The sequence below is a fragment of the Acinetobacter sp. MF4642 genome (assembly GCF_002018925.1).
Lineage (GTDB): Bacteria > Pseudomonadota > Gammaproteobacteria > Pseudomonadales > Moraxellaceae > Acinetobacter > Acinetobacter johnsonii.
In genome coordinates this window covers 107,175-128,771 of record NZ_MVON01000008.1, presented here as the reverse complement: position 1 = coordinate 128,771, position 21,597 = coordinate 107,175, and the positions used below count along the sequence as shown (strand labels likewise).

Genomic DNA, 21,597 nt, shown 5'->3' with positions numbered 1-21,597 from the left:
CCTGCCGCCAGCGTTCAATCTGAGCCATGATCAAACTCTTCAGTTAAAAATCATTAGTAGCTTATGGCTACAAATCTTGGCTCATCAATTTTCTGACAAATATTTCTCAAATAAACTTCGAGTAATTTTTACCTTCAATCAATGAAAATAATTTCGATCGATCAATCAGTAAAAATCCACACAAGTTGTTCTTCATAATCTCTTAATGATCTTCTTGCTGATTCGTCACCAGCAAGCTAGGTCGGCTATACTACTCTCTTTCCAGAGAAAGTCAACTGGTTTTGTTAATTATTTTTAAACTTATTCAAGACTTTCAGATTCTACCGCTTAGGCTAAATCCTTGTTTCTCAACAAGTTTTAATCAACATCACCGCCGATGGATGTGCATTCTACAGCATTTCACATCCCTTGCAACACCTTTTTCTATTATTTTATCTCAAGCGCATATTTTTTGGTCAAAAATGTGATTTTTGTCGATTATTAAAGCAATTTTAACCATCACTGTTTATTTTTCGTTAAAATAAGCTCACTTTCGCTGCCAAGCAAAATGAATAATGACAGCTTTTAAATACAAAATTTATTTAACCCTCTTGTACTGTTTAATGATTTCTCAGGTACAGGCACAACCACAACTAAATCTCCCCGCAACCACATTGACGATTTTGAGCTATGTGCGCTGGAATACTCCCAATCCTATTTCTTTATGTATTTTAAATAACAGCCAATTATCCAATCAGTTCATTCAAGTGAATCAGCAACTCAAGAGTGCGTATCAAATTCAAGCGGTCAGTTTGTCTGAATTAAATAAGGTCATGTGTAATGCTGTTTTTTTCTCAACCTACACACCACGTGAAGAGCAAAATATTATAAATAACCTAAAAGATGCTCCACTGACTTTTAGCTCTAACAATACTGAATGCGAATTAGGTAGCGCATTTTGCTTATATCAAAATAAAACGCGAACTTCCTTTAAGGTAAACTTGGCCAGCCTGTCCCAGTCCCAAGTGCGTGTAGATCCACGTGTTTTATTATTAGCAAAATCTACGGAGCCTTAAGTCAATGTTTCGTAAAAGCTCTAATACTTCCCTACAAAAAATTTTTAGTCAGTCTCAATTACTGATTTTTGCTCTTACTCTTGGAATTTGTAGTTTAATTTTCGTGGTGATTTCCATCTACACTATGAATACTTATGCCAAACAAAGCCTTAATATTTTTAGCGCAACCTTAAGTGAGCAAATTCAACCTGCTGTCATTTTCAATGATCGTATTACGCTACAGCAAACACTGAACAATCATATTCAGCAATATCCAATTCGCGCTATTCAAGTCATTAACCTACAAGGAAAACCACTGGCCGAAGCATACAAACCTACACCTGAGTTTGCATGGATGGAAAATCTGTTTGATAAGGTCTTCTTTAAACACCCTGTGACACGCACCATCAAACATCAAAATAACCAGTACGGAACGTTGATCATTTACGGTAGTGCCACTCAACTCATGAGCTTTTTCTTTCAGCTCTTGATTTGTCTCTCCGCTGGGATTTTTATCATCCTGTTAATTATGTTGTGGTTGGTACATTCAACCTATCAAAAACTGATGCACTCGATTCAACCCATGGTCAATACTGTTGAAAGCCTTAATCTTGATACTCAATATCAAGCACGTCTTCCATCATCCCCTATTTATGAATTTCGCGTCATCAGTGGTGCATTTAATAATTTATTAGATAAGGTGCAACGTACCAATGAAAAGCTACAAAGTGAAAACTCTCAATTATCACATCAAGCGTTGCATGATCAATTAACTGAACTCCCGAATCGTCATTATTTTTACAATATTTTGTTCAATCAATTTGAGCACCCTGAGAAAAACCAGACCGCTCTCTTTTTTATCGACAACAATAACTTTAAAAACATTAATGATGTTTATGGGCACTTAGCAGGTGATGCCGTGCTCAAAGAAATGGCCCAACGTTTGAAAAAGAATGTCAGAAGCCACGATGTGGTTGCTCGCTTAGGTGGTGATGAATTTTCAATTCTACTCCGCAATATCAAACACTATGATCATTTAGAACTAATTTGCGAGCATTTAATCGAATGCAGTAAAGCACCATTATCTTTTGATCAACAACAGATTCATTTTAGTTTCAGTATTGGCGTTGCTTTCTCAAAATGTGCAACAACGCCTGAAGATTTGATTGCTGAAGCAGACAATGCGATGTATAAAGCCAAAAACTTAGCTCAAGGGTGGTACATAACACCTTGCCTAAATCCTGATCAGGAATCCTCATGTTAAAACATCTTTGTAAATTTATGCTTATCGCAGGTCTTATTACTGCTTTATCTGGCTGCCTTAGTTTAGGGCACCTCAACTATAAACAAGCGCGCATGCTGAAGAAACAAGGCTTTACCCTGACCGAAGAAGGCTGGACGCTGAGACTGCCTGAAAAATTATTGTTTGGTTTTGACCAATCTGATATTCAAGCCGCTCAAAAACCTGCACTCGAAGCACTTTCTAAACAGTTGCAGCAGTATAATTTGAATAAAATTAAAGTGGTTGGACATACAGACAATATTGGTGACCCAAGCTACAATCAAACACTCTCGGAGAAACGCGCATCAACGGTTAGCCAGATTTTTATCGAAACAGGGTTTAAAACTCAAAATATTCAGAGCATGGGTCTCGGTGCATCACAACCTCTGGTAGAAAATAGCAGCGAGGAAAATCGAGCGCTGAATCGTCGTGTAAATATTATTATTATTCCTTAAGCATTTATGTTTTATCTTTAGCCTTCGTCACGAAGGCTTTTTTATGTACTTTACTAAATTTTAGGCATAAAAAAACCGCTTAACGCGGTATCTTTATCTCGACCATTTCAATAAATGGTCGGAGCAGTAGGATTCGAACCTACGACCCCCTGGTCCCAAACCAGGTGCACTACCAGGCTGTGCTATGCTCCGATTTCAACTTTTTAAAGTTGGGGTGAATGACGGGATTCGAACCCGCGACAACTGGAATCACAATCCAGGGCTCTACCAACTGAGCTACATCCACCATAACGTGTCGGTTCTTAATACCAAGCTACCTAATGGCGCGCCTGACAGGATTCGAACCTGTGACCATCCGCTTAGAAGGCGGATGCTCTATCCAACTGAGCTACAGGCGCATGACCAATAATACGAGGTATTATGGATAACCTTGCCTTGAAGAATTGGTCGGAGCAGTAGGATTCGAACCTACGACCCCCTGGTCCCAAACCAGGTGCACTACCAGGCTGTGCTATGCTCCGATTCATCTCAGCTTTTGTATCGAACATCTCGTTCGGTACGGTGTGCATTCTAGGCGTGACGCTTGATAACGTCAACACCTATATTTAAAAAAAATAAAAAAATCACGTCAAATGTATATTAATCAAGCGTTTCAGGCATTTTTTATACAAATTTTAACGTTTTAATGAGGCACTGAAATCCAACATGCGATCTAAAGGTAATTTCGCACGTTCAGCAAGTGCTGAGTCTACAAATATTTCCTGATCGCCACGCTGTAATACCTCTAAAATCCCATCCAGCTCATTCATTGCCATCCATGGACAGTGTGCACAAGAACGACAGGTTGCACCCTCTCCGGCTGTTGGTGCTTCAACCAAAATTTTGTTGGGCACCGCTTGTTGCATTTTGTAGAAAATACCCCGATCAGTTGCCACAATCAGTCGCTCATTGGGTAAAGTTTGCGCAGCTTTGATTAGTTGTGACGTACTTCCAACAGCATCAGCAACATCCACCACCGACTCAGGTGACTCAGGATGTACCAGCACCGCAGCATCAGGATAAAGCGCCTTCATTTGCGCAATGCCACGTGCACGGAATTCTTCATGCACAATACAAGCACCATCCCAAAGCAACATGTCTGCGCCTGTTTTCTTTTGGATATAACGGCCTAAATGCTGATCAGGCGCCCAAATAATCTTTTCACCTAAACTGTCTAGATGCTCAATAATTTCGACCGCACAACTTGAGGTCACCACCCAATCAGCACGGGCTTTAACGGCTGCTGAAGTGTTGGCATAGACCACTACTGTATGGTCTGGATGGGCATCACAAAACTGACTAAATTCTTCAACAGGACAACCCAAATCTAAAGAACATGTAGCCTCTAAAGTGGGCATCAGAATGGTTTTATTCGGTGATAAAATTTTTGAGGTTTCCCCCATAAATTTAACGCCCGCCACCACCAAGGTCGATGCTGGATGATCACGACCAAAACGGGCCATTTCCAATGAATCGGATACACAGCCACCACTTAACTCTGCCAATTCCTGCACTTCAGGATCGCAATAGTAGTGCGCTACCAATACCGCATCGCGCTTTTTCAACTCTTCCAAGATTAAAGCAAATTTTTCTTGCTTCACTTCTTCACTGAGCTTGGAGTCTTTGGTTTCACCCAAACGGTCCAAATGCGCCTGCACAATTGATTTTGCGTCATTGGCAATTAAATTGGTCGCATTGTTCATCATTCATTCATCCCTTCATGCTTGTCGGCAAGCAAGTCCCGCACTTAATTTATTGGCCAAATGGCTTCTCGGCTTTTGACCAATCATTCAAAAGTTCTTATGGTAAAAAAGCCTCCAAAGGAGGCTTTTTTACACTTGTGAAGATTAAGAGCGATAATCCGCATTAATCTTCACATAGTCATAAGATAAGTCACAGGTATACACTGTGTCTTTCGCTGCCCCGCGTCCTAGATCTACACGAATGGTCATTTCAGCTTGTGACATTACACGAGCACCTTCCGCTTCAGTGTAATCGGCAGCCGCGCCACCATCCTTACAGATTTGCACATCATCTAACCAAACTTGGATTTTTTCAACATCTAAATTTTTAATCCCAGCATAACCAATCGCAGCCAAGATACGTCCCCAGTTCGGATCTGACGCAAAAATCGCAGTTTTAACCAAAGGTGAATGCGCAATACTATAAGCAATATCGCAGCATTCTTGCGTGTCATGACCACCTTCAACAGCAACCGTAATAAACTTAGTTGCACCTTCACCATCACGCACAATTAGTTGTGCAAGACGCTTCATCATGCGCGTCAGTACATCTAGCACTACGGTATAGCGTGCATCTTGGGTTGAGCTAATTTCAACACCACCCGCTTGACCCGTAGCCGCAAAGATACAGGAGTCATTGGTTGAAGTATCACCGTCAATGGTAATTCGGTTGAACGAAACATTAACCGTTTCGCTCAACAGTTGCTGAACCAACTCGCGGCTGATAGGTGCATCGGTTGCAATATAGCCCAACATCGTTGCCATGTTGGGACGAATCATGCCTGCACCCTTAGAAATACCCGTCATGGTATACGTGATGCCATCCAATTCGAATTGCTCAGATGCGCCTTTCGGTGTGGTGTCTGTGGTCATAATCCCAGTAGCAGCGTCACCCCAAGCATCAGCGCTCAAACTATTTAATGCAGGCTGTAAACCATTTAACAAACGCTCCAACGGCAATTGTTCACCAATCACCCCTGTTGAAAACGGTAAGACTTCCGTTGCTTGCACACCGGCAAGCTCAGCCAATTTTGCACAAGTACGCTCAGCATTCAGCATGCCCGTTTTGCCTGTACCTGCATTGGCATTGCCAGTGTTAATAATGAGGTAGCGCGGATTCGCCACTTGTAAGTGCGCTTTTGACACATGCACAGGTGCTGCACAGAACGCATTTTGAGTGAAAACACCCGCAACATTCGTTCCTTCAGCAAATTCGAAAATGACAAGATCACGTCGGTTCTGATAGCGCACATAAGCTTCAGCCGTTCCGATTCTCACCCCTTTCACCACGTGCATTTGTGGCATTGATACGTCACCTACTGGCATTTTAAACGTCCAATTCATTTGTTAGAAAAAACAAAGCTTATTAGAATTTTCAGAAAAAATCGAGCAGAAGACTTTGTTTGCTTTAACTTTTCAATGCACACTCATTTTTGACATAAAAAAACCAATCCGAAGATTGGTTTTATGCAACAGCATTTGATTAATTTGAAGCAAGCTGTGCTGAGCTAGACAAAAGCGCTTGTTTAGCATTTTCTTGACTTACAGGAGAAAGCGCTGGGTTTGAAGCCACAATACGGTTCACCGTTGCTGCATTTACAGGAGCAATAGCAGCCGTTTGCAGAACCACTGGGCGTTGATTTGGATTGGCAAAGGTATAACGAATCCCTGTACGCGGACTTTGTACCGTAATATTGCCATTGGCTTGTGCCGCAGGTGCTGTGGTTGCACCGCGTGCTTGTTGAACTTTAGCTGCGGTAGTGGTATCTGCAAATGCAAAAGTTGGAAGCGCTAAAGCTACAATCATGATTGGTTTTAATACTTTTTTCATTGTCTTTCCACTTTAGAGGTTTAGATGATGAGCAACTAAATAGCATTTAATGCCTAACACTGCAAATGCTATTCACATTATGCAACGCTTTAGCTGTAATCAGAATCGTATTTGGATTGATCTTAACGTCAATTTTTCAGTCATACCAATAAAAAGCAGAACCGAAGTTCTGCTTTTTCACTCGTTCACAGTTTAGATTTTACCGTGACACTGTTTGTATTTTAAGCCTGAACCACATGGGCAAGGCGCGTTACGACTCGCAGGTGCCGCAAACTCTTCTACAGACTCGTACTGTGCATCTACTTCTGCGAATTTGCTTTGATCATCGGCCAACAAACCATCAAAGTCTGCATGCGACAAGTTCAATTGCATCGCTTCAGCTTGAGCTTGCTTTTGAGCTTCCATTTCAGCCAGCTCTTCAGCCGTTGGTACATGTACGCGAGATAAGTCAGTCACAACATCCGATTTGATAATCGCCAACATATTTACAAATAAGTTATACGCTTCTTTTTTGTATTCTTGCTCAGGATTTTTCTGTGCATAACCACGTAAGTGAATGCCTTGGCGTAAATAATCCATCGCCGCCAAGTGATCTTTCCAGTGACGATCCAGCGAGTTCAGCATGAAGTGACGCTCCAGCATAACTGCTGTTTCATCACCCATTTGCTCACGGCGACTACGGTAACGCTGTACCACTTCATCGGTAATACGCTCAACCAAAGATTCTTCATCTAAACGGCGGTCATCTTCCAACCATTGGTTGATTGGCAAATCAATCGCAAGATCTTCACGCAACGCTTTTTCAAGCCCATCAATATCCCATTGATCATGAATTGACTCAGGTGGAATATAGTTAGAAATCACGCCTTTCATCACATCACGTTGCATCTCTTCGATGTAATCTTGTAATGTACTTTCAGCCAAAACTTCATCACGTTGCGAGTAAATAATTTTACGCTGCTCGTTGTTGACGTCATCGTATTTCAATAAGTTCTTACGAATATCGAAGTTACGTGCTTCAACTTTACGCTGCGCATTTTCAATCGAACGTGACACCATTTTATGCTCAATGGCTTCATCTTCTTGTAAGCCCATCGCACGCATCATGCCCACAACACGATCACCTGCAAAGATACGCATTAAGTCATCTTCAAGTGACAAGTAGAAACGTGACACACCAGGGTCACCCTGACGACCTGCACGACCACGAAGCTGGTTATCAATACGACGTGATTCGTGACGCTCAGAACCAATGATGTGTAAGCCACCAGAACTTAATACCATTTCATGGTTTTGTTCCCATTCGGCTTTTAAGCGCGCTTCATCTTCAGGGGTTGGGTTTTCAATTTTTGCCAGTAAAGCTTTCCAGTTACCACCGAGCAGAATGTCTGTACCACGACCTGCCATGTTGGTTGCAATAGTTACTGCACGCGGTGCACCCGCTTGCGCAATAATATCCGCTTCACGTTCGTGTTGTTTCGCATTTAACACTTCGTGCTGAATACCAGCATCACGTAATTTATCAGAAAGAATCTCAGAGGCTTCAATGGTTGCTGTACCAATCAAAATTGGTGCGACACCAGACTCATGCACACGTTGAATTTCTTGAATAATTGCGTTGTATTTACCATTACGATTTAAATAGATTAAATCGTTTTGGTCGAGACGAATCATTGGACGGTGCGTCGGAATGATGACCACGTCTAGACCATAAATTTCTTTCATTTCCGCAGCTTCAGTATCGGCAGTACCGGTCATACCCGAAAGCTTTTTGTATAGACGGAAATAGTTCTGGAAGGTCGTAGTTGCAAGCGTTTGGTTTTCAGGCTGGATTTCTAAGCCTTCTTTTGCCTCAACTGCTTGGTGTAAACCTTCTGACCAGCGACGACCTGGCATGGTACGTCCTGTGTTTTCATCGACAATGATTACTTCACCATCATTGATGATGTAGTGCACATTGCGTTGATACAAGTAATGCGCACGAATGGCAGCAGTAACATGATGAACTAGGTTTAGGTTGGTCGATGAATACAGGCTTTCACCTTCAGCCAACAAGCCCATTTCAATCAGTTCATTTTCAACCGTTTCAAAACCAATTTCTGTCATTTCAACAGAACGTTGTTTTTCATCGATCCAGAAATGACCGCCATCCGCCACTTTTTCTTCTTTCTGCGCATGCAGTTTGGGCGGAATACTGTTGATTGCGGCATACAACTGTGAAGAGTCATCACTTTGACCTGAAATAATCAAAGGCGTACGCGCTTCATCAATTAAGATCGAATCGACTTCATCGATGATGGCATAGATCAAACCACGTTGTTTTTTCTCAGCAAGCGAGAACACCATGTTGTCACGTAGATAGTCAAAGCCAAATTCGTTGTTGGTACCGTAGGTAATATCAGCACGATAGGCTTCAGCTTTCTCTGTTGGATCTTGCATGGAATAGATAATACCAATGCTTAAACCCAAGAATTCAAAGAGCGGACGGTTTAATTCAGCATCACGCTGTGCCAAGTAGTCATTCACGGTAATGACGTGAACACCTTGAGCACTAATCGCGTTTAAATAACACGCCAAGGTACCCATCAGGGTTTTACCTTCACCTGTACGCATCTCTGCAATTTTACCTTCGTGTAAGGTAATACCACCGATCAACTGTACATCGTAATGACGCATGCCCATTACACGCTTAGCTGCTTCACGGCAAACGGCAAATGCTTCTGGGAGTAATTTATCGAGGCTTTCGCCCTTGTTATATCGTTGTTTAAATTCTTCAGTTTTTGCAGATAAGTCTGCATCGCCAAGAGCGGATATCGTCGGCTCGAGCGCATTAATCTTGTCTACGATTTTACGCATGCGTTTGAGTTCGCGCTCATTTTTGGTACCGAAGATTCCTCCGATCAGACTTGCCAACATGAATAGACTCTCTAAATCTTGCTTGTCAAATGAATATGTTTTCTTAGTCGTTATTATGGTGCTAGAAATTTGAAGTACAAGGGCTTTACACAAAACCATTTAAAAAATCTATTCATTGTTTCTAGCCCGTCGAATCTAAGGCAAACTAATGTAACAAATTTTATACAGCCGACATAGAGGTTTCATCCGAACTCATCAGGATTCAACAGTCTTTTTTAAAGTAGCGACTTTAATTGTTTGCAGTTATTCAAGGTTTTGCTTTCAAGCGCTTGATTTTCCCGCAGCGAGGCTTTCACCCCGTTGTTGGGCAACTTTGGATTCATGCTCTGTAGAAAACCTAAGAGTTGCTCATCATTGACCCGCATAGCGGTAAGAATCGGAACGAGCTGTACACAAGCAACTTGATAAATATTATTCGCATTCTGACCTTGAGCTAACTCTTGTTCGAGAGCCTGAGACAGTGCCACTTTCCGCTGTGTAAGGCTTTTTTGAGACGCTAGATATTGATCTGTAATTTGTTGTGGCGTTTGACGAGCAGTACTGACTTGAGCTTGTTTCAATTGCCCACCATTCTGCGCATGGGTTACTTCCAGTCCCCATAACACTAAAGTCAGGGCTATACCTATTGTTTTCATTGTTCGAATGCTCAAGTTTTTTATACTTTGTGGAATTACTTTAAAAAATAACTATAAATCAATCATGAAAAGAATTATAGCCAACCATAAACCGATCCTATGCACGATCAATTCTATAGAGCGATACTCTTCAGAAGCAGAAATAATCTCGTCTAAACACTGTTACCAAATATGCAAATAAGCGATATCTCTAGAGTAACAATGAAGGTCATGTTTAATATGATCCAGTACATAACACCTATCTGAATCATTATGAATATTTTGTATAAACAAATAATAAAACACTATTTTTCATGCAAAAGAAATTGCGCCATAGTGATGTTCATTCCATAGACATAAAGATAATTTGAGGTTCAACATGAGTTTACGTTTAGGCGACATCGCAGCCAATTTTCAACAGGCTTCGAGCGAAGGCGAAATCGATTTTTATCAATTTTTAGGCGATAGCTGGGGGGTACTGTTTTCACATCCTGCTGACTACACGCCAGTATGTACCACCGAGCTTGGCTTTACCGCAAAACTCAAAGATGAATTTGAAAAACGTGGAGTAAAAGCCATTGCCCTCTCAGTCGATGATGTCGAATCGCATCAGGGTTGGATCAAAGACATCAATGCAACCCAAAACACCACGGTGAACTTCCCGATCATTGCCGACCAAGACCGTAAAGTGTCTGAGTTATATGGTTTTATCCATCCTAATGCCAGTGAAACATTAACAGTTCGCTCTTTAGTGATTATCGATCCAAACAAAAAAGTCCGTTTGATTATCACTTATCCTGCATCGACTGGTCGTAATTTCCATGAAATCTTACGCGTGATTGACTCACTGCAACTGACCGATCACCACAAAGTTGCAACTCCTGCGAACTGGCAACAAGGCGAAGATGTGGTGATTGTGCCGTCACTCAAAGATGAAGCTGAAATCGCACAGCGCTTTCCGAAAGGTTATAAAGCAATCACCCCGTATTTACGCCTGACTCCACAGCCCGAGCAAGGATAAAATACTCTGCTGTTGCAGCAGACAAGCGAAGCTCGAAGTTTTAACCGAGCAGACCGATTGAAAACAAAAATGGGGCACTAAACTCCAAGCAATCCAAAAGAGGAAACTAACCCATAAAAATACGTTCTGAGTCACCTTGTATGATCGTTACAAACTCCAATGACGAGCCGAGTTTGAACTTTTGAAAGCCTGTCAATCGACAGGCTTTTTTCCGTTTAAAGCAGATACACATAACTCTTTAACAAAATCAAACTGTTAAAACTCAAGTCTTCCGCTATAACAGTCAAAACAATACGATAAAAAAGACTTTATGATTTATAACATTCACCATTTACATTGTGGCACCATGTGTCCAGTGTGTGCCCCACTCTTTGGTCAAAAAGGTTTTCAAGCTAAGGTGGTGTGCCATTGTCTTTTGGTTGAAACAGATCAAGGGCTGGTGCTGATTGATACGGGCTTAGGCATACAGGACTATCTACACACCAAGCAGCGTTTGGGGCAGTTGGTGGCTCGAATTGGAAAAATTGAACAAAACTTAGAATTAACTGCAATTGCACAAATCCAAAAACTTGGCTTTAGCCCAAAGGATGTCAAACACATTTTGGTTTCACATCTGGATTTTGACCATGCGGGGGGCATTTCCGACTTTCCCAATGCAACGGTACATATCCTGTCTAACGAATATAATGCGGCACAAAATTTAAAATCATTTAAAAATAAGGCCCGTTATAAAACACAACAATTTCAGCAGCATCGCCATTGGCACTTTATTGAGCCGATCCACGGTGACGCATGGTTTAATTTGACTCAAGTGCAAGGATTTGACTTATTTCATAATGAGATTCTTTTGATTCCACTGTTTGGGCATACTGAAGGCCACTGTGGCATTGCCATTAAAACCCAACAAGGTTGGAAACTCTTCTGCGGGGATGCTTACTACTCCCACCTAGAACTTACCCCCCAAAACAGACTTCGCAGCTTAAATGCCTTGGAAGTATTTTTTGCCGAAGATAATGCACAACGTTTAAGCAACCTGCATAAAATTCAACAATTAGCACAGTCGGAACCCAGTATCGAAATCTTTTGCGCACATGATCCTGTTGAACTTTCCCACCATCAGAGCCTGATCCTATGACCAAATACCTTGTTATGCTTTCTTTGTGTATCAGTGTTTCTGGTTGTATGACTACGCCTGCGCTGCCTGATACAGAGCGTCCACAACACTGGGGACAGTCGATGCAGCCTGAGCATAATTTCTATCAAATCAGTAAAACCATTTTTCGTAGTGAGCAACCCGATCAAAATTTAGTTCAGAGTTTAAAAGCACAGAAAATTGATGTAATTATTAATTTACGCTCACGCAATCAAGACCTGAAAAAACTATCCAACCAAGGGTTTGAACTGGTACATATCCCCATTCATACATGGGCGATTGACCGAGAAGACTTGTTAAAGGTGATGCAGCAAATCCAACTTGCAGAGCAAAACCAGCAAAAAGTTTTACTGCATTGCTACCATGGTTCAGACCGTACAGGCGCCAGTGTGGCCATGTACCGCATTATTTTTCAAAACTGGTCTACCACTGATGCCTTGGCTGAGATGAAACATGGGGGTTATGGTTTTCATCCAATTTGGCAAAATATTGAGCCATTATTCAGCCCTGAAAATATAAAATGGATTCAACAGCAACTATTGAATCCATCTTAGTGAAGGCAATTAGGTTGAATCCGATCTTAGCGTTTGTCGAGTGGCACCCAGTCAATCACCCATGCGGACTTCATGCCGAGGCTCGCATCTGAAGTAATCTTCTTGCGGGCTGCATCGGCAGTATCACGGTCTTTAGATGGCCCCACCATAATCCGTACGCCTTTAGAGGTTGGACTTTTAGTGACCTTATAGCCCTTGGCACGAAGCTTAGCAGCCAGTGCATCCGCATTGGCTTCATTGGCAGCCAATGCCACCTGTACCATCCACTGCTTATCACCATGTTCAAGCAAATCACGCGCTTTCTCAGCTTCCGCCTTTTTCTTGGCTTCATCAGCTTTACGCTTTTCATCTGCCTTACGTTTGTCTTCCGCTTTTTTCTCAGCATCTGCTTTACGTTCGGCTTCTTTTTTCGCTTCAGATTTACGCTCATCTTCTGCTTTACGTTTAGCCTCTGCTTCTCGCTTAGCTTTATCTTCAAGTGCTTGCTTTTCTGCTAAGACTTTTTGCTCAGCCAGTTTTTTTGTAGCCGCTGCTTTTTCTGCTTCAGTACGTGCTTGCAGCTTTTGCTGTTCCAACTTCTTTAGCTCAGCGGCTTTATCCGCAGCAATTCGCTGTTGCTTGGCTTTTTCATCTTCAACCAATTCTGGTGGAATGTTATCCGAGCTTTGCTGTGCAGCATTACGGTGTGCATTTAACGCGGCATATTCTTCCGCTGCTTTACGTGCAGCATCTGCTTCAGCTTGCTGTTGCATTGCTAAAAATTCGGCCGCACGAGCTTCTTGTTCAGCAACCGATTTTTCACGTGCTACACGTTGTTGTTCCAGTAAACGCTTTTCTGTTTCAACATCAACCGTTAACGGCTGAAGTTGAACCAACTCACCTTCGGCATTGCGTTGCACATTTTGTGTGACTAGCTCTGGTGTTTTAATATTATTTTGATGTATTTCTTCTTTGCCTTTAAGCAGTAATGCCGCCAAAAGGACACCACCACCTAATAAAACAACGCCACCCATCCAACGTTGTTTGCTATTCATTGACATTCTTCCAAATACTCCCATACCGCTTCTAATGTATGAAATGAACCACATACCAAAATCAGCTGATTATTCTTTGTTTCGTCGAGCGCTGATTTAAAAGCCAATTTCACACTGTCAAAGTGCTGCACATGTTGCCCTTGCAGCGCTTGATCCAATTGTTCAATTGGAGCTGCACGCGGGACAGTTAATGCCGCAATTTTCCACGTTTGTATGGAGTCTTTCAATAACTCTGTGACAGATTTCACATCTTTATCTGCCAACATCGAGAAAACACTGACTACTTCAGTGTACTGTTTATTGTATTTTAGGAAATTTCGCAATTGATTTAATAAAAAAGCAACACCATGCGGGTTATGCCCTGCATCAAAAATCACCGTTTTGTTCTGTATTTGGCGAACTTCAAAACGACCTTGCAGTTGTGCGTTTTGAACTCCTTCAGAAATAGCCGCTTGAGTGACAGTTAAACCACTCAATAAAACAGCAGCAACAGCTGTTGAAATATTCTCAACCGCCAATGTGCCGAGAGGTAAATTTAAAGTGGTGCCGCTAGATGCAAACATCCACGACTGACCATGCTCACTAAGTTGATAAAAATAGTCACGATTCACTGCATAAAGTTTTGCAGCACAAGCATCCGCTTTATCGATAATCGCTTGAGGGATTTGTTGTAAGCCGCCAAACACCACAGGAATATTGGGACGGATAATGCCAGCCTTTTCAAAGGCAATCTTTTCGATGGTATCGCCCAGCCAGTCAGTATGGTCTAAACCAATATTGGTGATCACCGCAACATCGGGTTCAATCACGTTGACCACATCTAAGCGACCGCCCAGACCGACTTCAAGGACCCAAACATCACATGCTTGGTCTTTAAAAATGACAAAAGCCGCGAGTGTGGTCGCCTCAAAGAACGAGAGGCTTAAATCACAATCACGGCGCGCTTGATCCACTTGTACAAAAGCATCGACCAAGCTTTGGTCATCGACCTCTACACCACGCAATTTGACCCGTTCATTAAAACGGTAAATATGTGGTGACTGATACAGTCCCACCTTATAGCCTTGCGCATTTAAAATGGCAGCCAGTGTGGTGGTGGTCGAACCTTTTCCATTGGTTCCCGCTACGGTTAAAACTTTGGCATCGGGACGCGTTACACCGAGCTTTTCAGCTACAGGAATGACCCGTTCCAATCCTAAATCAATCCCCGTAACGTGAACATGGCCCCAATAATCGAGCCATGTTTCTAAAGAGTCTGTTGCAAGTGGTGCTGTGTTCAAGACAAATTCATCAGTTTCGCGACAATACGATAAACTGTATCACGTAATGCGTGACGGTGAACAATTTGATCGATTACACCATGATCAAGCAAGTATTCCGCACGCTGGAACGGCTCTTCTAGCTTTTCACGCACAGTTTGTTCAATCACGCGTTTACCTGCAAAACCAATCATCGCTTTCGGCTCTGCAATATGTACATCACCAAGCATCGCTAAAGATGCCGTTACACCACCATAGACAGGATGGGTCAACACCACCAAATATGGCAGACCCGCGTCTTTCATTTTTTGGATGGCCGCTGAAGTACGCGCCATTTGCATCAAAGACAACATGCCTTCTTGCATACGTGCACCGCCTGAAGCAGCAAAGCAAATCAGAGGTTGTTTGTCCGCAATGGCTTTTTCAGCCGCTTGCACAAAACGGTCACCAACAACCGTACCCATTGAACCACCCATGAAGTCAAATTCAAAGGCACAGGCAACCAAAGAAATACCTTTAAGTAAACCTTGCATCACCACCAAGGCTTCAGTTTCACCTGTTTTGGTCTGTGCTTCAGTCATACGCGCTGGATATGGCTTTGAGTCGACAAATTTCAACGGATCTTTGGCTTTAAATTCTTGTCCCAATTCTGTTTGCACTTGGTCAAAGAACCAATTCAAACGATCACGGGCTTTCATACGCAAATGTTCATCACACTGAGGGCAAACATACGCGTTAAATGACATTGCAGTACGTGTAACAAGTGCATGGCACTCAGGGCATTCAATCGTTGGTTCTGTAAACGTCGCCTTGAGTGAGGTTTGCTCATCAGGTACTTGAATACCAGGTACACCACGTTCAGTCCATGGCGTCGATGGGCTTAGGATTTTCCCTGATTTAACATCTTGACTCATACTAACTCATCGAGCGCTGCTCGAAGCTCCTTGACTTTATTAACCGTTTCAACCACGGCTTGTTCTGGTGCTAAGCTTGCAAATTGCTTAACAAAAGCACTACCAACAATCACAGCATCAGCCACTCCGCCCATTGCTTTGGCAGATGTCGCATCACTGATCCCAAAACCAACACCGACAGGAATATCTGTTTCTGCTTTAATTTTTGCAATTCGGTTTGCAGCTTCAGCAACGTCTAAAGTTGCTGCACCTGTGACCCCTTTTAAAGACACGTAATAGATGAAACCACTCGCCTGTTTCACCACATCTTTAATGCGTTCGTCCGTTGAGGTTGGCGCTAGTAAAAAGATTTGATCCATATCAAATTGCTTCAATACAACATCAAGCTCTGCTGCTTCTTCTGGTGGTAAGTCCACCAGTAGAATGCCATCGACACCACATGCATGCGCAGTCGATACAAACTTTTCATAACCAATGACTTCAACTGGATTCAGATAACCCATCAATACGACTGGGGTCTCTTGATCCTTTTGACGGAACTCTTTGACCATATTCAAAGCATCTAAGGTATTGGTGCCACCTGCCAATGCGCGTTCTGCAGCAAGGGCAATCACAGGACCATCTGCCATAGGGTCTGAAAATGGAAGACCGAGTTCAATCACATCTACACCCGCCTCGACCATCTGATGTAACAAAGGAACTGTTACCTGTGGATGAGGGTCACCAGCCATAACATAAGAAACCAAAGCTTTACGCTGTTGAGATTTAAGCTGTCCAAAACGAGTGGCTAAACGTGACATAGGGTTGTGCTTTCCTTAACTTGTTTAAAATTAAAACTACTGAGGAGTTGGCTTTGTAAAAATACAAGACGCTGCATTGTAACGCTATTTTTTACTCATTGAATAGAGGACATCGCGTTCACGTTCCAATTCATTTTTCGTCAAATATTTTCAGAACAACCGTAAAGCACCATTTACTGATATTTCGGTTTTTTTCTCAATGATCAAAGATGCCTAATTTTAGGAAATACCAAAATGTCTAAGTTTTAGATAAACTTATTTTTATTTGAAAAAAAATGATAAAAATAGGCGGTTTAGCTTTTACATTTAAAGTTTTATGAAATAGCAAAACCTGCATTATACTACGCACATTCTTTCATTTCCCTATCTCCTATGACCACCGATAACTCAGGTTTAGTGCAAGCACGTGCGCTTGCGCTGTTACCGCTTATTGTTTTTTTAGCCATTTTCTTAGGCAGTGGTATTTACCATTCTGTGATTGGAACCGAGTTTGCGTTCTATCAAATGAAAGCGCCTGTTGCGGCCATTCCTGCCATTATCTTGGCGGTGTTGATTTACCGCGGTGAGCTGAATCAAGGCATCGAAACCTTTCTGCGCGGTGCAAGTCACCCGAACCTCATCTTAATGTTTATGGTGTTCATGCTGGCAGGTGCATTTGCCAGTACCACCAACGCCATTGGTAGTGTTGAAGCCACAGTGCAAATGGGCTTGTCTGCAATTCCACCCGCCTTTGTGTTACCGATGCTATTTATTATTTCAGCGTTCATTGCAACAGCAATGGGCACCTCGATGGGCACCATTGCGGCCTGTGCACCGATTGCCTTTGGTTTCTCTCAAGCCACCGATATTGCTGCTGTCTATGCCATAGGTGCGGTCGTGGGCGGTGCGATGTTTGGTGATAACCTATCGATGATTTCGGATACCACCATTGCAGCCACCACCAGTCAAAAAGTTCAACTTCGAGACAAGTTTCGCGTCAATGTCTGGATTGCAGTACCTGCGGCTTTAATCACAATCGCGATTTATGTCTTTAGTATTCACCAAACCGAAACCGTTCAGTCGAAAGACTTTAATCCTTGGCTAGTATTACCCTATGTGGTGGTATTTTTCCTCGCATTCAGTCGTTTACACGTGCTTGCGGTACTTACAGTCGGTGTAGTGCTCTCTGGGGTGATGGGACTGATTACACAGCCAGAATTTACCGTCATTCAACTCAACACAGCCATCTATGATGGTTTTGTCGGTATGTTTGAAGTCGCTTTACTGTCGATGTTCTTGGGCGGTCTTTCGACCATTATGCAAAAAGAAGGTGGTCTCGACTGGCTTATTCAACGCATTTACAGCCTAACCCGTTTATTTAAAGTTGGTCGTGAGCGCGCAGGTGAAATCGGATTGAGCTTTTTGGTGGTTTTCTCCAACATTTTTGTGGCCAACAACACTGTAGCGATTATTTTATCGGGCGATATGGCACGTGAAGTCGCTAAAGAATATGGTGTAGACCCCAAACGTGCAGCAGCTTTGCTCGACATCTTTTCATGTGTTGTACAAGGGCTTATTCCCTATGGTGCACAGCTTCTCTTGGCCTGCTCGATTGCAAAGCTTTCGCCAGTTGAACTCATCGGCAGCATTTACTACTGTTGGATACTGGCGATCTTTGCCATCCTTGCAATTGCATTCCGTTTTCCACGACTGAAATCAGTCTAGTCATTTCATACATTTCAGCGCCTCCCCGAAGGCGCTTTTTTTATGCCTGCTGTTATTTCAGTTGTCGTTTCAACTGCAATAAGGTCTGACCACTATGCTGTTTATAAGCACGCGCTAAAGCAGACTGTCCCGAATAGCCGAGTTGTAAAGCGATTTCAGTCAAACTCAAACCTTGTTGTAATAAATATTCACATCGTTTCATGCGCTCTGACTCAAGTATTCGCTTAAATGAACTATCCCAGTCTTGCAACTGGCGTTGTAAGGTCCGCGTTGACAGGTGTAATTCATTAGCAATCTGTTCAATTTTAGGAGCTTCCGCATGTGCTTTAAGATAATCAGCCACGGCGCTATGAATCTGTTGTAATACGCTCTCATAACGAGGCTTGAGGGCAATTGCTACCTCTGCTTGTTTCAGTAATAGCTGCGTTAAAGAAGGATCAGCAAAGCCCGATTTTAAAATCAAACTGTCAGCACTCATCACATAGGCATAGCAGGCTTGATTAAAGCTCACTTCACAGCTATAAAATTTTTGATAATGATACTGTGCCATCTGGGCTGGATGCGCCATTTGGATTTTTAAGAACTGTAATTGATCGGGAAAAATTTTCTTGGCCAAATGCACAATGGATGCCATGGTCATTTCATTCAATGAAGCATATTTCTCATTGAGAAAAGGCCAAGTCAGCCAAATCTCACTGCCCCTTTGCTGCATCTGCATGGGACTAAATTCTGCACCATCAATCACCAAACGACTAAAACGCATCACATAACTCAGTGCTTCAGCCACGCTATTACTTCGAGTCGCCATATAACCCAAAACACCAAAATGCTCAGGTTGAATAAATTTTGCCATCTCCATAATCAACTGAGGGCAATCCAACTGTTCTCGCGTCAGTTGTAAAATCGTTTGAAAGAACGAAAATGGCGACTGGGTATCTATTGGCCGTTGTAATACATGCTCCAATTCATACTGATATTGCGCTAAACAACCGAGTTGATGAAAATCAATGCCCTGCTGTATCAGGTACATGTTCCAGAGCTGAAAATAACCATTGGGGATTTGTAATTCTTGCATGACGGCTCACCGCTATTTGACATGCGATATTTTCACATTGGCGTAAAATGTATAAAAAATGGCAATATCTGTCAAAACAAACTGCATTTTCTCCGACATACTGCAATCATCCAAGGCAAATGAAGTAAAACAAAATGAATGCCATTGTTAAAGCCCCTGTTGAACCGATTGTGCGAACCCAACTCAATTTTAAGCTCGATGAAGTGCCACGTTTTTGGTTTGGCGGTGACCCATTTCGGACGCGCATGTTCGATGCACTCAGCCTCACTTTCCCCGATGGAGAACGCTATTTTATTCAAAGTGTGCGTTTGTTTCGGGACCAAATTACAGACCCAAACTTAGCGGCTCGTGTAAGCGATTTTATTAAGCAGGAAGCACAGCATGGCATTGCCCATGACAAAATGAATCAGGTCATGCGAGAACAAGGCATGCCAGTCGATCAGTTTATTCAGCGTTTAAATAAAATCTTTAAGTTCGAATTAAGCAAACGTTCGCCGCAATACAACATTGCCATGACTGCGGCAGCAGAACATTTAACCGCACTGATGGCCGAGACTTTTTATAGCCATAAAGCCACGTTGGCTGAGGCTCATCCCTACGTGCGTGCTTTATTTGCATGGCATGCCATTGAAGAAATGGAACACCGTGATGTCGCGTTTGATGTGATGAAACAAGTCGGACATGTGCCTGAAGCGACGCGTCTATTTGCATTGGCCTTTACCACGGTGATGATGTTTGGTTTCACCACCTATCGTGCAGATGTCATGCTCAAACATGATGGCTTTAACCGTATTCAGCGCTTGCAAATGATGCGTAAAGGGCTGCCTTGGTTCTTTGGGAAAAAAGGGATACTGTCCCGCATGCGTGGTCAATATCTCGATTGGTTTAAGAAAGACTTTCATCCCAATCAACATCCTGTGATTGCACAGTACGATGTTTGGATCGATACCCTAGCAGAAAGTCATGACCCGATTTTAGCAGGTGAAGCTTTTTGGCAAGCTGGGAAATAATTCAGTAAGCGCAATGAAAGATAAAAAACCGGCATGATGCCGGTTTTTTTTATCACAGGTCTTTTTACCACTTTGCATAATGCTGTTCGAGCAATCCATATTCATTCAGCAATACAATCTCTTGATCATCCTGCTGAATCGTACCGCTAATCTTGGCTTGCCACTGACTAAACTGACTGCCCACGAGACGCAAATTTAGATTTTCAAAACGGCGCCAACCCGTGGTCACAGTTAAATTTAAGCGTTCATCTAACGAGCGAATGCTCCAACGCCCTTCTTCTTCCATTTGGAACAGAACATCACTTACGGTATAGAGCTTTCCATTCATCCACAGACAGTTTTCATTGCCAAAACTTTCATTCACACCAGAGGCTAAGTTCAGACCAATACGCTTACCCTGTGCATCCCAAAAACTACAAGAGAGCCAAAACCAAGCTGTTTCCGGTCGGAGGAAACCACAGGTATCATCTAGCGCAGCTAAGGTCCGCTCATTAAACTGAATGATCTGCCCCGCTTTATTGGTAAAAAAACCCTCACAAGCTAAGGTGGTCAATTTCTGAGTATAAGTCCAGCCATTAATCCCTGTTGGACTACACATACTCAATGGATCAGTGCCTGCACAGAAGATACGGGCGCTCAGCTTAATTTCACCATACTTGGTGACTTGAACATAACGCACCCCATTGGCATGCTGAATTTCAATTTGAAAAGGTGAATTTGCAAATACACTTTGGTTATATAAAGGCTGTTCATCTAATACGGTTTTACGCGCCAGAAAATTCACGGCGTTCCATTCAAGTACTTCATTTTTAAAATGATCGTAAATATAAACGAAACCATGCCCAGCCCAAGCAATATCAGCAATCGCTAAGCCAATGGTGTAATGCTCATGTTGAATGCTACAAAACTTAAATTTCTTATATTTCAGCTTTTTCCGCCAGCCAGTGAGCACTTCACCATATGGGGTTTTATACTGATACTTATCTAAATCAATGGTTTTTGGAAGTTCGCTAAACCGACCATAATGTGGTTGTCCGTTGGACTGTATCAAATCCATTGATGCTTTATCCTTAAGCAAAAGTTAATTAATATCCCTAAGCCTATTATGCCTATAATTTTAAAGGTGAAAAGTATTTAGTTTGTTTTTTCATCAAATTATT

General features: G+C 42.4%; 19 protein-coding genes and 4 tRNA genes. 8 read left to right on the top strand and 15 right to left on the bottom strand.

Features of this window, described 5'->3' with window-relative positions:
• The first annotated feature begins 554 nt into the window (after positions 1 to 554).
• From MF4642_RS06765 to MF4642_RS06755, 3 genes are read left to right on the top strand one after another with little or no spacing between them, the layout of a single operon-like run.
• Complete coding sequence (locus MF4642_RS06765) at positions 555 to 1,055, top strand: YfiR family protein (RefSeq protein WP_078425718.1); 501 nt, start codon at positions 555 to 557, stop codon at positions 1,053 to 1,055.
• Positions 1,056 to 1,059: 4 nt separating this feature from the next.
• Positions 1,060 to 2,298, top strand: coding sequence for a sensor domain-containing diguanylate cyclase (locus MF4642_RS06760; protein ID WP_078388444.1), 1,239 nt, complete (start codon positions 1,060 to 1,062; stop codon positions 2,296 to 2,298).
• Positions 2,292 to 2,771, top strand: coding sequence for an OmpA family protein (locus tag MF4642_RS06755; protein ID WP_078425717.1), 480 nt, complete (start codon positions 2,292 to 2,294; stop codon positions 2,769 to 2,771). The genes MF4642_RS06760 and MF4642_RS06755 overlap by 7 nt, the downstream gene beginning before the upstream one ends.
• 115 nt (positions 2,772 to 2,886) lie before the next feature.
• On the opposite strand, the gene MF4642_RS06750 is transcribed toward MF4642_RS06755, so the two are convergent.
• The 9 genes from MF4642_RS06750 to MF4642_RS06710 all read right to left on the bottom strand — a co-directional run bounded on the left by MF4642_RS06750 (position 2,887) and on the right by MF4642_RS06710 (position 9,934).
• A tRNA-Pro gene (locus MF4642_RS06750) sits at positions 2,887 to 2,963 on the bottom strand.
• Between the two features lie 18 nt (positions 2,964 to 2,981).
• Positions 2,982 to 3,057, bottom strand: a tRNA-His gene (locus tag MF4642_RS06745).
• A gap of 35 nt (positions 3,058 to 3,092) precedes the next feature.
• Positions 3,093 to 3,169, bottom strand: a tRNA-Arg gene (locus tag MF4642_RS06740).
• Positions 3,170 to 3,215: 46 nt separating this feature from the next.
• Positions 3,216 to 3,292, bottom strand: a tRNA-Pro gene (locus MF4642_RS06735).
• Positions 3,293 to 3,445: 153 nt separating this feature from the next.
• Positions 3,446 to 4,513 (bottom strand): quinolinate synthase NadA, encoded by a 1,068-nt coding sequence (gene nadA / locus MF4642_RS06730; RefSeq protein WP_078425721.1) that lies wholly within the window; start codon positions 4,511 to 4,513, stop codon positions 3,446 to 3,448.
• A 144-nt stretch (positions 4,514 to 4,657) separates the two neighbouring features.
• Positions 4,658 to 5,878, bottom strand: a complete 1,221-nt coding sequence (gene argJ, locus MF4642_RS06725) for a bifunctional glutamate N-acetyltransferase/amino-acid acetyltransferase ArgJ (protein WP_078425716.1) — start codon at positions 5,876 to 5,878, stop codon at positions 4,658 to 4,660.
• Positions 5,879 to 6,035: 157 nt separating this feature from the next.
• The gene (locus tag MF4642_RS06720; protein ID WP_004983653.1) at positions 6,036 to 6,383 is read right to left on the bottom strand and encodes a hypothetical protein; all 348 of its coding nucleotides are present in this window, start codon (positions 6,381 to 6,383) and stop codon (positions 6,036 to 6,038) included.
• A gap of 192 nt (positions 6,384 to 6,575) precedes the next feature.
• Positions 6,576 to 9,299, bottom strand: coding sequence for a preprotein translocase subunit SecA (gene secA / locus MF4642_RS06715; protein ID WP_078425715.1), 2,724 nt, complete (start codon positions 9,297 to 9,299; stop codon positions 6,576 to 6,578).
• A 215-nt stretch (positions 9,300 to 9,514) separates the two neighbouring features.
• Complete coding sequence (locus MF4642_RS06710; RefSeq protein WP_078425714.1) at positions 9,515 to 9,934, bottom strand: hypothetical protein; 420 nt, start codon at positions 9,932 to 9,934, stop codon at positions 9,515 to 9,517.
• A gap of 358 nt (positions 9,935 to 10,292) precedes the next feature.
• On the opposite strand from MF4642_RS06710, the gene MF4642_RS06705 reads away from it, so the two are divergent.
• From MF4642_RS06705 to MF4642_RS06695, 3 genes are all read left to right on the top strand, one after another.
• Positions 10,293 to 10,934: a peroxiredoxin gene (locus tag MF4642_RS06705; protein ID WP_078425713.1), complete on the top strand. Its 642-nt coding sequence runs from the start codon at positions 10,293 to 10,295 to the stop codon at positions 10,932 to 10,934.
• 310 nt (positions 10,935 to 11,244) lie between these two features.
• A complete protein-coding gene (locus tag MF4642_RS06700) occupies positions 11,245 to 12,069 on the top strand; it encodes an MBL fold metallo-hydrolase (RefSeq protein WP_078425712.1) in 825 nt (274 codons plus the stop codon).
• Positions 12,066 to 12,641 carry a dual specificity protein phosphatase family protein gene (locus MF4642_RS06695; RefSeq protein WP_078425711.1) on the top strand — a complete coding sequence of 192 codons (576 nt, stop codon included), beginning with the start codon at positions 12,066 to 12,068 and terminating at the stop codon, positions 12,639 to 12,641. Before MF4642_RS06700 ends, MF4642_RS06695 begins: the two co-directional genes overlap by 4 nt.
• Positions 12,642 to 12,667: 26 nt before the next feature.
• Here the strand turns inward: MF4642_RS06695 and MF4642_RS06690 are convergent, their stop codons facing one another.
• Genes MF4642_RS06690 through trpA form a run of 4 tightly spaced genes read right to left on the bottom strand, consistent with a single transcriptional unit; the run spans position 12,668 to position 16,648 of the window.
• The gene (locus MF4642_RS06690) at positions 12,668 to 13,675 is read right to left on the bottom strand and encodes an SPOR domain-containing protein (RefSeq protein ID WP_004697791.1); all 1,008 of its coding nucleotides are present in this window, start codon (positions 13,673 to 13,675) and stop codon (positions 12,668 to 12,670) included.
• The gene (gene folC, locus MF4642_RS06685) at positions 13,672 to 14,955 is read right to left on the bottom strand and encodes a bifunctional tetrahydrofolate synthase/dihydrofolate synthase (protein WP_078425710.1); all 1,284 of its coding nucleotides are present in this window, start codon (positions 14,953 to 14,955) and stop codon (positions 13,672 to 13,674) included. Before folC ends, MF4642_RS06690 begins: the two co-directional genes overlap by 4 nt.
• Positions 14,952 to 15,848: an acetyl-CoA carboxylase, carboxyltransferase subunit beta gene (gene accD / locus MF4642_RS06680; protein WP_078425709.1), complete on the bottom strand. Its 897-nt coding sequence runs from the start codon at positions 15,846 to 15,848 to the stop codon at positions 14,952 to 14,954. Before accD ends, folC begins: the two co-directional genes overlap by 4 nt.
• Positions 15,845 to 16,648 (bottom strand): tryptophan synthase subunit alpha, encoded by an 804-nt coding sequence (trpA, locus tag MF4642_RS06675; protein ID WP_078425708.1) that lies wholly within the window; start codon positions 16,646 to 16,648, stop codon positions 15,845 to 15,847. The genes accD and trpA overlap by 4 nt, the downstream gene beginning before the upstream one ends.
• 372 nt (positions 16,649 to 17,020) lie before the next feature.
• Between trpA and MF4642_RS06670 the strand changes: the two genes are divergently transcribed.
• Positions 17,021 to 18,352 (top strand): Na+/H+ antiporter NhaC family protein, encoded by a 1,332-nt coding sequence (locus MF4642_RS06670; protein WP_078425707.1) that lies wholly within the window; start codon positions 17,021 to 17,023, stop codon positions 18,350 to 18,352.
• 52 nt (positions 18,353 to 18,404) lie between these two features.
• Here MF4642_RS06670 and MF4642_RS06665 read toward each other — a convergent pair whose 3' ends face one another.
• On the bottom strand, positions 18,405 to 19,427 hold the full coding sequence (locus tag MF4642_RS06665) for an AraC family transcriptional regulator (RefSeq protein WP_078425706.1): 1,023 nt from the start codon (positions 19,425 to 19,427) through the stop codon (positions 18,405 to 18,407).
• A gap of 134 nt (positions 19,428 to 19,561) precedes the next feature.
• On the opposite strand from MF4642_RS06665, the gene MF4642_RS06660 reads away from it, so the two are divergent.
• On the top strand, positions 19,562 to 20,437 hold the full coding sequence (locus tag MF4642_RS06660; protein ID WP_078425705.1) for a metal-dependent hydrolase: 876 nt from the start codon (positions 19,562 to 19,564) through the stop codon (positions 20,435 to 20,437).
• A gap of 64 nt (positions 20,438 to 20,501) precedes the next feature.
• Here the strand turns inward: MF4642_RS06660 and MF4642_RS06655 are convergent, their stop codons facing one another.
• Positions 20,502 to 21,494: a DUF2804 domain-containing protein gene (locus MF4642_RS06655; RefSeq protein ID WP_078425704.1), complete on the bottom strand. Its 993-nt coding sequence runs from the start codon at positions 21,492 to 21,494 to the stop codon at positions 20,502 to 20,504.
• Between the last annotated feature and the right edge of the window lie 103 nt (positions 21,495 to 21,597).